Here is a 9,583-nt window from a genome sequence, read left to right as displayed (position 1 = left end):
AGAAGGTGATTTTATTGAAATTAAATAAAAATTTACAACTATGTATATTAATCGGAATATTAATATGCTATTCAATCTATTTTATATTTTTTTATCTGTTCCCTACTCATTTTTCAAATTCGGATGTACGCTTCGCTTCACTTATCGTTGAAGCCATTACATTTGTATCACTAATTTATTCTATATATTCTAAAAAAGTCAGTTCAAATCCATTTTGGGTATGTATCACAATAGCAATTGGGAGTTTTTTATTAGGAAAAATAGTATATACATATCAAGATAGCTTCTTCGAAATTCCAATACATCGTTTTACTATTTCTGATGTATTTTACATGTTTTTTCTACTCTTTTGTCTTATCGCTTTCAGTTATAAAATTTTAAAAGAATGCGATAAATGGGAAAAAGCGTTCTTTATTTGTGATATATGTATAGTACTTACTTCCATATTCACATTAGAGTGGTATTTATTTAATCAACCAAATTTAAATATATTCTCTCTTTCACTAGGAGATGTTTTCCTTTCATTTCTATATCCAATTGCAGATTTATTATTTCTTCTACTAGGCGTTAGTCTCTTTTTCCGTCCGACAATTTTTAATTCTAAACGGAAGATTTATATCTTTATTTTTGTATTAATAAGTTCCGCAACTTTTAACTATATTTATTTTTACTTAAATAACCATTTATCAACTGAAACGATAACATTATTACGTCTTTTATATAGAATACCTATATTATTTATTGCAATAGCTGGATCTATTTCAGCAGATCGTAATAGCCATAAAAATTATTTCATTGTTAACCCTATAATAGGAAAAAAGGCTTTAGTTGTATTTCCCTATCTTGCTGTTGCAATACTAATCGGGTTTACATTAAAAGAACAAACATCATCCTCAACTCTCATTACAGGAAATTGTATTACTTTTATTTTCGTACTCATTCGTCATTCTATTGTACGTATGCAAAACAATTCCCTAACAAAACGTTTACAGGCATTCAATGCGCAACTAGAAGAAAAAGTGACTTTACGGACTTCTGATTTAGTTCATAAATCAGAGGCTCTATCTCAAAAACAACAAAAGTTTAAATCGTTATATGAATATCATCCTGATCCTATTTTTACAATTGATTTACATGGCGTATTCTTAAATGTAAATCAAGCCGGAAGTATACTACTTGGAGCACCAACAGATGAGTTACTCGGTGAAACTTGTTTTTCGATTATTTTAGATGAAGACAAACATAAACTAACATCTGCATTAGAAAAGGTGAAACAACAAGAATCGGCATACTTACAACTAAGTTCTAAATATAAAGATGGTTTTACTTATTTTTTATACGTTACCATCGTCCCTATTATAATAGACGGACAAATTTCAGGAAGCTATATTATGGTAAAAGATATTACCGCACTAAAAAAGCAACAAGAAGAAATAAAGTATTTAGCATTCCATGATACGGTAACGAAAATTGGGAACCGTGCCTTTTTCCATAAGAAATTAAAAAGAGTTATAAAAAATGCTAAAACAACAGACAGTGAGTTCGCATTATTATACTTAGATTTAGATCGCTTTAAAGCAATTAACGATACACTTGGACATTCGGCAGGAGATCACATATTAGAAGAAGTAGCAAAGCGATTCCAATCATGTCTTCCATCACATACTCATCTGTCAAGAATCGGTGGCGATGAATTTACAATCTTAATTGAAAACTATACTGACGAAGATTCCTTATTCGAGTTATGCAGCCAATTATTTGAAAGCATAGAAAAGCCGTTTGTCTTACATGAGCATACATTAACTTTATCACTTAGTATCGGTATCGCTATTTATCCACATTCCGGAATCGATATCACTACACTTTTGAAAAACGCTAATGTTGCCATGTATGATGCGAAAGCAAAAGAACTTAACTCTGTCTCTATTTATGACGATGTAATTGCTAAAAAAATTGAAAGACGATTACGATTAGAAAAAGATTTACCAAACGCAATACAAAATAAAGAATTGTTCATTTTATATCAACCTCAAGTTGATAGCGAATCTAACAAAATTATCGGTGCTGAAGCTTTAATCAGGTGGAACCATCCCGAATTAGGCGTTATTTCTCCATATGAATTTATTCCGATTGCTGAAGAAACACTACAAATTATTCCAATAGGAAAGTGGACGTTACAGCAAGCCTGTGAGCAAATGAAACGTTGGCACGCACTCGGATATTCACATTTAAAAATAGGTGTAAACTTATCTGCTAAAGAATTTGAACAAGAGGATTTTGTAAAGTCTATTTCTTCTACTTTAGCAAATACAGGTTTACCAGCAAGTTCTCTCGATCTTGAGTTAACAGAGCGAATTGCGATGATAGATGAGCGAGAAACATTGATAAAATTGCGTACACTAAAAAGTTTAGGGATTCACATTTCAATCGACGACTTTGGTACAGGCTATTCTTCGCTAGCTTACTTACCTTTATATCCAATCGATACATTAAAAATCCCAAGAGAATTTATTACAATGTCTGAAACATGTGACGATGGAATGGAAATTATTAAAACGATCATCACATTAGCAAATACATTAGGAATGTCTGTTATTGCTGAAGGTGTAGAAACGAAAGAACACGTAAATTTCCTTCAAAAAAATAATTGTCAATTTATTCAAGGTTACTATTATAGTAAACCTATCCATACTCATGCATTTACTGAGCTATTAGAAATCGGTATTCACCCATAGTATATAGCTAATTTGGATAAGTAATAATGAATTTGAACAACTATAGTAAAAAGGAAAGAAGATACCTTCTTTCCTTTTTTTTATTTAAATTTCTATTCCTTCACCACTTCATTTATTATATCTATTAATTGATGAATCCCCTCATCATTTGTTTTCTTATATCCATTCATGTTTTGAATATATCTCTCCTTATTTGTATACAACTTATTTACTGCATGTATGAATACATTCGTACTTATTCTGTCCTGGAGTATAACTTCCGCATATCCTTGCCTAGAAAAATATTCAGCATTTAAAACTTGATCTCCCCTACTGGAACTGTTAGTTAACGGGATAAGCAACATCGGTTTCTTCAAAAATAGCAATTCAGAAATAGCAGTAGAACCCGCTCTAGAAACTACAACACTCGCCATATTTAGTATATGCGGCAACTCGTCCCCTATATACTCAAATTGCATATAACCTTCCATACCAATAGATGAATCCACCTTCCCTTTACCGCACATATGAACAATATTAAAATTTAATAGTAATGTTTCCAAACTTTCCCTTACCATATCATTTATCCATTGAGCACCTTGACTCCCACCCATAATTAACAATACTGGTTTATCTTGCTGAAATTTACAATAGCTTCTTCCCCGCAATATGTTGCCCCTCTCAATTTCTTCCCTTACAATTGGTCCTACATAAACCTTCTTCTCATTACTTACATTTTCTCCTGTCTGAGGAAATGTTGTGCATAGTTTTGTAGTAAAAGGTAATGCTATTTTATTTGCTAATCCTAACGTACTATCTGGTTCACGTATTATTACAGGTACTTTATTCATCCACGCTCCTATTACTACAGGAACGGACACAAATCCTCCTGCCGAAAAAATAACATCTGGTTTTATTCGTTTCATCAATTTATAACTTTGTATGCAACCTTTTATTATTTTAAAAGGATCTTTAAAGTTTTCCCAATCCCAATATCTCCTAAGCTTTCCCGTTGAAATACTATTGTATTTCACATTTTGAACTAATAGTTTTTCAATTCCATTTTGAGATCCAATATACTCAACTTCCCATCCTTTTTCCATAAATTTAGGAATCAATACCATATTAATCATTACATGTCCGGCTGTACCGCCCCCAGTAAAGAGAATCTTTTTATTCATAATTTATATCCACCTTTATCATTAAAAATCTTGTTTTATACTAATCTATTAAATGTAAGTAAACTTACTATTATTTATATAAACATTTAGCTCAAATCCTATATCTTGCAAAAAATCTTTAATAAGATCATAAAAATCATTTCCATATTCACTACATTCATACTGAGCAAAGACTTGAATTACAGGCCTAGTTTCTGTACCTATTACTGGATTTTTCCTATCACCCTTTTTACCTTCCACATAGGCTTGACATTTATTTATCGCTTCATAGATACACAAAACATGCTCTTCCTCATCTTTCCAGTCCAGCGTATCAACAATTAAAAGAAATAGCGTATTTTGATTATCTATTGTTTTATAGCCATTCATATATTTCTTACACCCTTTTCATTTTTCATGGAATGCAGATTTCACTACACTTCGCATACTCGAGTACATCTTTTAATGATTGATGGAATTGAATTTCTGGGACCCAACCTAACCTTTTTATATCCTCTATTACTAAACTCTCATTTAATTCGCTCCCACTATGCTCTGCTTCTTTTATGGAAAAATTCAGCTGTGTTAATTCTTTGTATTGTTCTAGTACATCTAATAAAGACCGTTTTACCCCTGATCCAATATTATATTGTTTTCCATTTATTCCATCGCGCAATAACACATGATACGCTTTAACCGCATCACGTACATCTAGAAAATCCCTACTATCTTTCAAACTGTTTACTTCAATAATTGCTTCACTTTTATTCGACTCTATAGTTATCATTTTTTTTGCAAGAATAGAACAAATACCATTCGATACTCCTGGGCCAATTAAATTCGAGGGCTTTGCAATGATAATATTTGAATTCATTAATTCACTCCACGCCTCTGCAATAATGACTTGCATCGTTTTACTTAAACTATATGGATTCGAAATTTTTATTTCGTTCATACTATCTGATTGCAAAGCAGATCCTATAATTAATGTTCTACAATGAGGTGATTCTTGCTTAATTGCTTCTAATAAATATAATGTCCCTATTACATTAATCTCTACATATTCAAGAGCAGCTGTCCAAGACTCTATGACCGAATTCCTTCCTGCTAAATGCAATACATAATCTGGCTTTATTTGTTTCATTACCTTCATTACTTCACTCTTATTAGTTAAATTACAAGTAATTCCACTCCTAATTGTTTCTCTATGTGCACGATTTTGAAACATAGGAATTACATGAAAGCCCTGCTCTAAAAAATATTGGCAAGCATGGCGCCCTGTGAAGCCATTTGCACCAGTTATTAAAAGGCTCGCATTTTTTTTCATCGTAAAAACCCTCCTTTTTCTAACATTTGTTTCACCTCATGTTTTGCAAGTAAGTCTTGTTGAGAACTAAAACTCTTCACATCCACTAACGGATAACTAGCATAATATTCTTGGAGTCCTTCTATAGGAGTAGTCGGTAGTACCACAAAATAATTTTGATCAAAGCTTATACTTGTTTTACTCTCTACCTCAGACAAAAGCATTTCACTTAATTTTTCACCCGGTCTTATCCCTACCTCTTTTACCTTCACGTTTTCTTTTTTCGAATCTTCAATTAACACTTCTGCTAAATCTGTTATTTTACATGCCGGCATTTTCATAACAAAGATTTCCCCACCTCTACCTTGATATACGGCTTTAAATAACAATCCAACAGCCTCTTCAATCGTTAAGAAAAATCTAGTCATATTTGCATCGGTAATCCCTACTTGTGAAGATTTTTTAATTTGTTTTTTAAAAAGTGGTACCACACTTCCGCTCGTCCCTAAAACATTTCCACCACGAACACAAATAAATTTTGTTTTCTTCGTTTGCATATTCGCATGGACCATTAACTTCTCACCAATTGCTTTTGTCATCCCATACGTATTTGATGGATCGGCTGCTTTATCCGTTGAAACATATATAACTTTCTCAACTTGCATCTGTATAGATGCTTCAATTACATTTTGTGTACCATGTATATTTGTTTTTATAGCTTCATTAGGATAATACTCACATACTGGAACATGTTTTAAAGCTGCAAGATGGAATACATAATGGACACCTTGGCATGCATAGACTAGTTGATCTTTATCACGAATATCTCCAATAATAAATTTTAATCTATCATCATTTATAAACTGTTGCTGCATTTCAAACTGAACCGTTTCATTTCTTGAAAAAACCCTAATTTCTTTCGGTGATTTTTCTAATAATTGTTTTATAAGTTCATGTCCCCACGAACCTGTACCACCAGTAATTAAAATTATTTTATTTAGCATTTCTTTTCCTCCTACCACACATTTCAATTAAAATTGTATTTATAAAATTTATTGAATTATTTTCAATTGATTTAAATCATAATCTTCGTTTGTTACATTTAATTGACAAAATAAAAAAACAGAAACTATTAAAAATAGTTTCTGTTTTTCATTTCACCTCACAACAGTAAGATTTTTTATACTGTTTGCATAATAAATAAATTCCTTGTAAAAAACACCACTCATTTATTTCTTATACTCGTAATAAAATAAATAGAATGATTCATAGCCAATAATCATGTTAAATTTATGAAAAATGGAGGTAACGGAATGTACCGAAGCAATTCAAATTATACATATAACGGACCTTCCAAAGCACTGCCTCTCTCCCTATTTGATGTAAAAAATGAATTGAAACAAAAAAGCAAACTCATACATTCTGGCACGATATATAAATTAACGAAAGAAGAGCAATTCATCATCAACAACATAAAAATACAAACAGAACAGCTAAATAAAAATAATGTGACAAGAACACGCGCATACTACCAATTTTACATTCAATATCCAGAAATACATTGGGCACTACTTGGGCATATGGTATCACGTAACGGCGGTTGGAATATGACTGATTTAAAGGGCGATTTATATACGAGAATTTTATCAGAGAAAGATCAAATCACATTTTTTTCTTTTTTAGAAAGAGGGAATTGGCTTATTTTCCAAGATGTATATCCTCAATTTCTGCTTTATGAACAAAGTGTAAAAAGAGCACAAAAACTATTTCACCTTCTCCCTCACCTAAATGTTTCTACCTTTATGGAAACGATGTGGAATGATTTTTGGAAAACAGGTAACAAAAAAACATTAGCCATTGCAACTATTATTAATGAACAAAACTACTTAGAAAAAAGAGTGATTCAAAATATACAATTTAAAAAGACTGTACTTAATAGTATTGGATTTAAACTCTTTGATTTTTTTCAGTTTAATCATATCCTTTTCCCATTCTACAAAAATGATAAGAAACACAAAGTATTACTATTTGGTGATACAATGAAACATTTCACGTCCTTACACGAACGAATCTTAATTGGCAAAAGGTTGTATTCATTATTATTTCGAGACACACATGTTTTATCTCAAATAATAAGCTGGGCCCAGCACAATCCGCATACAGGATCAAGGAAAGATTACTGGCCTCATTTATTTTCAAGTGTAAATGAATCTTTTTCTCGTGAGTTTTATAAGCGTCGAATAAAGAAATGCCAGTTGCGTAGTGGCGCTCATCGTATATACAGTCCTGCACTCATCTATGCATGGCGAGATATGAAGCATGAAGAAGTTGACAGTGAAGATTGGTTTACGGACTGGCAAGTTGTAAATTACTTAGTAGATAAGGAGGAAAATATAAATGGACAAATTACAGAAGACTACTGTAAAACACTCGAAAGAATTGAACTCGCCATTCTTGCAAAGAAAAACGTCCTCCTTCGAGAAGAAGAGTGATTTTCTAGCATTAGCAGTTACAATCTTACTCTCTTCTATTATCGGAACTTGCTTAGATGCTTTCTTTATTGCGAAACAAATATATTCCTTTCCGGTTAGACCATTCTCCTCCATATTTTCAGTTAACATTGGCTTTACTTTGTTTGTATTACCGATTTTAACAATGATTTTCATTCAAATTTCAAAAACATTATCTGCAGTTTCTAGAATTCTATTTATTATTTCAATAGGCATTTTTGCCAGCATTTTTGAACAGGTTGCTGAAAGATTCGGTTTCTTTATTCATAGCTTGGATTGGAATCATACATATTCTTTATTTGGCTATATGATTTTCTTTTCTTTTATTTGGAAAGTATATCATTTCATACAAAAATAAAGAGACCATAATCGATCTCTTCTTAAGCATAATCTTCAGTTATTGCTAATGATATAGGGTTTTGAAGACTTTTTGAACGTAAACGATAGGCAACGATTTTCTTCTTATATTGCTTGATTACATCAACATGTTCCTCATGGCTATACAGAGAAAAACGAATCTCTTTATTCCCCTTCTTCGTGTTAATAACGATTGGTGTTCCTTCCCCGTGCGGTGGAAAATAATGTTTATCTAAAAATAAAGCCTCATTAAATTCATGAATAACTTGTAGCTTCATTTCTCCCTCTATATTCTTGCCATCTATTGATATAGAGGTATTCTCTTCCTCAAGTTTTTGATGCAATTCAAATCTACTAATAATTGATTCTACAACAGAAGTTGGCATACTAGAAACTAATACTTTAATAGCTCCAAAAATAAATAATGTAACTATAAACCATGTTGTCATTTTCATCATCTCCATTACATTTTAAAATATAAATTTCGTTCCATAAGGTATAAATATACTAATGAGTATTCCAGTTACAATCATCGTCACTGAACCGATCGTCGCCTCTTTCTCGCCATCCTTCACGAGACGGCTCACACCAATAATATGTGATGCGCAGCCCATCCCCACTCCTTTTCCAATCGTACTTGTTATACGGAAAAACTTAAGTACTGTTGGTCCGATAATAGCACCTGTTATTCCTGCAACAACTACAAAACTAGAAGTCATAGATGGAATACCACCAATTTGATCCGCTAATGAAATGGCGATAGGCATCGTCGCTAATTGCGGCAGTGTTGTTAATATGAGTTCCTTATCTATATTTAACATTCCGCCAATCACTACATTCATACTCGTTAAAGCCACTATACCTACCGCTACGCCGATAAGTATCGATAAAAAGTTTTTCATAAGTATATTTCGCTCTTTAAATAAAGGTATCGCTAACGCTACAATTGCAGGACTCAATAAGCCGGAAAGAATATCTCCCCCATTTTCTCTATACTCATGATGAGAAATACCAAAAATCAGAAATAAACAAATCATACTTGCTGTAACTGTTAACACCGGTAACGTAAATGGAAACGGAATTTTTTTATATAACTTTGTCGCCAATACATACATTACTACAGTAATAATAATTAAGACCATTTGCATCGTGCACCTTGTCGATTTTATTTTTTTGATGTTACTAATAATTGACTTATATAACCTGAAACAACCAAAGTTACTACCGTGCTCACAACTACTAAAAGGAATGTAACACTCCCCTTACTGAAAAGAAAAGACCCGTATTCCATCAGCCCTGTTGTCGAAGGAATTAGAAATAACGGTAAAAATACGATTAATTTTTCCGCACCTTCCTCAAACCACTTTAATGGTAAAATACGAGTAGAAAGGATCAGAAACAGCATTAACATCCCTATTAAACTTCCTGGCATTGATAAATGGAATACTCCTTGAATCCACGTTCCAACTAAACTAAATACATATAGCACGCCTACTTGAAGTAAAAGCGTCACGTACTTCATTTCTTTCCCTCATT

The 9,583-nt window shown here is 32.2% G+C and carries 10 protein-coding genes; 3 read left to right on the top strand and 7 right to left on the bottom strand.

Annotated elements, in window-relative coordinates; genetic code table 11:
• Nucleotides 1–14 precede the first annotated feature (14 nt).
• Nucleotides 15–2,735 carry a sensor domain-containing phosphodiesterase gene (locus DN394_RS22765; protein ID WP_149294260.1) on the top strand — a complete coding sequence of 907 codons (2,721 nt, stop codon included), beginning with the start codon at nt 15–17 and terminating at the stop codon, nt 2,733–2,735.
• Nucleotides 2,736–2,827: 92 nt separating this feature from the next.
• Here DN394_RS22765 and DN394_RS22760 read toward each other — a convergent pair whose 3' ends face one another.
• The 4 genes from DN394_RS22760 to DN394_RS22745 are packed head-to-tail and all read right to left on the bottom strand — an operon-like array spanning nt 2,828 to nt 6,184.
• On the bottom strand, nt 2,828–3,895 hold the full coding sequence (locus DN394_RS22760; RefSeq protein WP_097914756.1) for an undecaprenyldiphospho-muramoylpentapeptide beta-N-acetylglucosaminyltransferase: 1,068 nt from the start codon (nt 3,893–3,895) through the stop codon (nt 2,828–2,830).
• A gap of 48 nt (nt 3,896–3,943) precedes the next feature.
• On the bottom strand, nt 3,944–4,264 hold the full coding sequence (locus DN394_RS22755) for a DUF6572 domain-containing protein (RefSeq protein ID WP_046956520.1): 321 nt from the start codon (nt 4,262–4,264) through the stop codon (nt 3,944–3,946).
• 25 nt (nt 4,265–4,289) lie between these two features.
• Complete coding sequence (locus tag DN394_RS22750) at nt 4,290–5,201, bottom strand: SDR family oxidoreductase (RefSeq protein WP_097914754.1); 912 nt, start codon at nt 5,199–5,201, stop codon at nt 4,290–4,292.
• On the bottom strand, nt 5,198–6,184 hold the full coding sequence (locus DN394_RS22745; RefSeq protein WP_097914752.1) for a UDP-N-acetylglucosamine 4,6-dehydratase family protein: 987 nt from the start codon (nt 6,182–6,184) through the stop codon (nt 5,198–5,200). The genes DN394_RS22750 and DN394_RS22745 overlap by 4 nt, the downstream gene beginning before the upstream one ends.
• A gap of 309 nt (nt 6,185–6,493) precedes the next feature.
• On the opposite strand from DN394_RS22745, the gene DN394_RS22740 reads away from it, so the two are divergent.
• Nucleotides 6,494–7,672, top strand: a complete 1,179-nt coding sequence (locus DN394_RS22740) for a DUF2515 domain-containing protein (protein WP_097993610.1) — start codon at nt 6,494–6,496, stop codon at nt 7,670–7,672.
• Nucleotides 7,578–8,048 (top strand): CBO0543 family protein, encoded by a 471-nt coding sequence (locus DN394_RS22735; protein ID WP_097914749.1) that lies wholly within the window; start codon nt 7,578–7,580, stop codon nt 8,046–8,048. The genes DN394_RS22740 and DN394_RS22735 overlap by 95 nt, the downstream gene beginning before the upstream one ends.
• Before the next feature lie 22 nt (nt 8,049–8,070).
• On the opposite strand, the gene DN394_RS22730 is transcribed toward DN394_RS22735, so the two are convergent.
• The 3 genes from DN394_RS22730 to DN394_RS22720 are packed head-to-tail and all read right to left on the bottom strand — an operon-like array spanning nt 8,071 to nt 9,569.
• Nucleotides 8,071–8,496, bottom strand: coding sequence for a YfmQ family protein (locus DN394_RS22730; protein ID WP_046957607.1), 426 nt, complete (start codon nt 8,494–8,496; stop codon nt 8,071–8,073).
• Between the two features lie 21 nt (nt 8,497–8,517).
• Nucleotides 8,518–9,189, bottom strand: a complete 672-nt coding sequence (locus tag DN394_RS22725; protein ID WP_097914748.1) for an LrgB family protein — start codon at nt 9,187–9,189, stop codon at nt 8,518–8,520.
• 23 nt (nt 9,190–9,212) lie between these two features.
• Entirely contained in the window at nt 9,213–9,569 is a 357-nt protein-coding gene (locus DN394_RS22720; RefSeq protein ID WP_000878490.1) for a CidA/LrgA family holin-like protein, read from the bottom strand.
• Nucleotides 9,570–9,583 lie beyond the last annotated feature (14 nt).

The organism is Bacillus sp. BB081 (assembly GCF_008368895.1).
Lineage (GTDB): Bacteria > Bacillota > Bacilli > Bacillales > Bacillaceae_G > Bacillus_A > Bacillus_A wiedmannii.
The sequence above is the reverse complement of the archived record's forward strand: the minus strand, read 5'-3'. Positions and strand labels throughout refer to the sequence as shown.

What these genes read in the sequence shown, in the direction of transcription:
- DN394_RS22760 (WP_097914756.1), bottom strand. Translation starts at nt 3,895, where the DNA reads ATGAATAAAAAGATTCTCTTTACTGGGGGCGGTACAGCCGGACATGTA.
- DN394_RS22720 (WP_000878490.1), bottom strand. Translation starts at nt 9,569, where the DNA reads ATGAAGTACGTGACGCTTTTACTTCAAGTAGGCGTGCTATATGTATTT.
- DN394_RS22735 (WP_097914749.1), top strand. Translation starts at nt 7,578, where the DNA reads ATGGACAAATTACAGAAGACTACTGTAAAACACTCGAAAGAATTGAAC.
- DN394_RS22750 (WP_097914754.1), bottom strand. Translation starts at nt 5,201, where the DNA reads ATGAAAAAAAATGCGAGCCTTTTAATAACTGGTGCAAATGGCTTCACA.
- DN394_RS22755 (WP_046956520.1), bottom strand. Translation starts at nt 4,264, where the DNA reads ATGAATGGCTATAAAACAATAGATAATCAAAATACGCTATTTCTTTTA.
- DN394_RS22745 (WP_097914752.1), bottom strand. Translation starts at nt 6,184, where the DNA reads ATGCTAAATAAAATAATTTTAATTACTGGTGGTACAGGTTCGTGGGGA.
- DN394_RS22740 (WP_097993610.1), top strand. Translation starts at nt 6,494, where the DNA reads ATGTACCGAAGCAATTCAAATTATACATATAACGGACCTTCCAAAGCA.
- DN394_RS22730 (WP_046957607.1), bottom strand. Translation starts at nt 8,496, where the DNA reads ATGACAACATGGTTTATAGTTACATTATTTATTTTTGGAGCTATTAAA.
- DN394_RS22725 (WP_097914748.1), bottom strand. Translation starts at nt 9,189, where the DNA reads ATGGTCTTAATTATTATTACTGTAGTAATGTATGTATTGGCGACAAAG.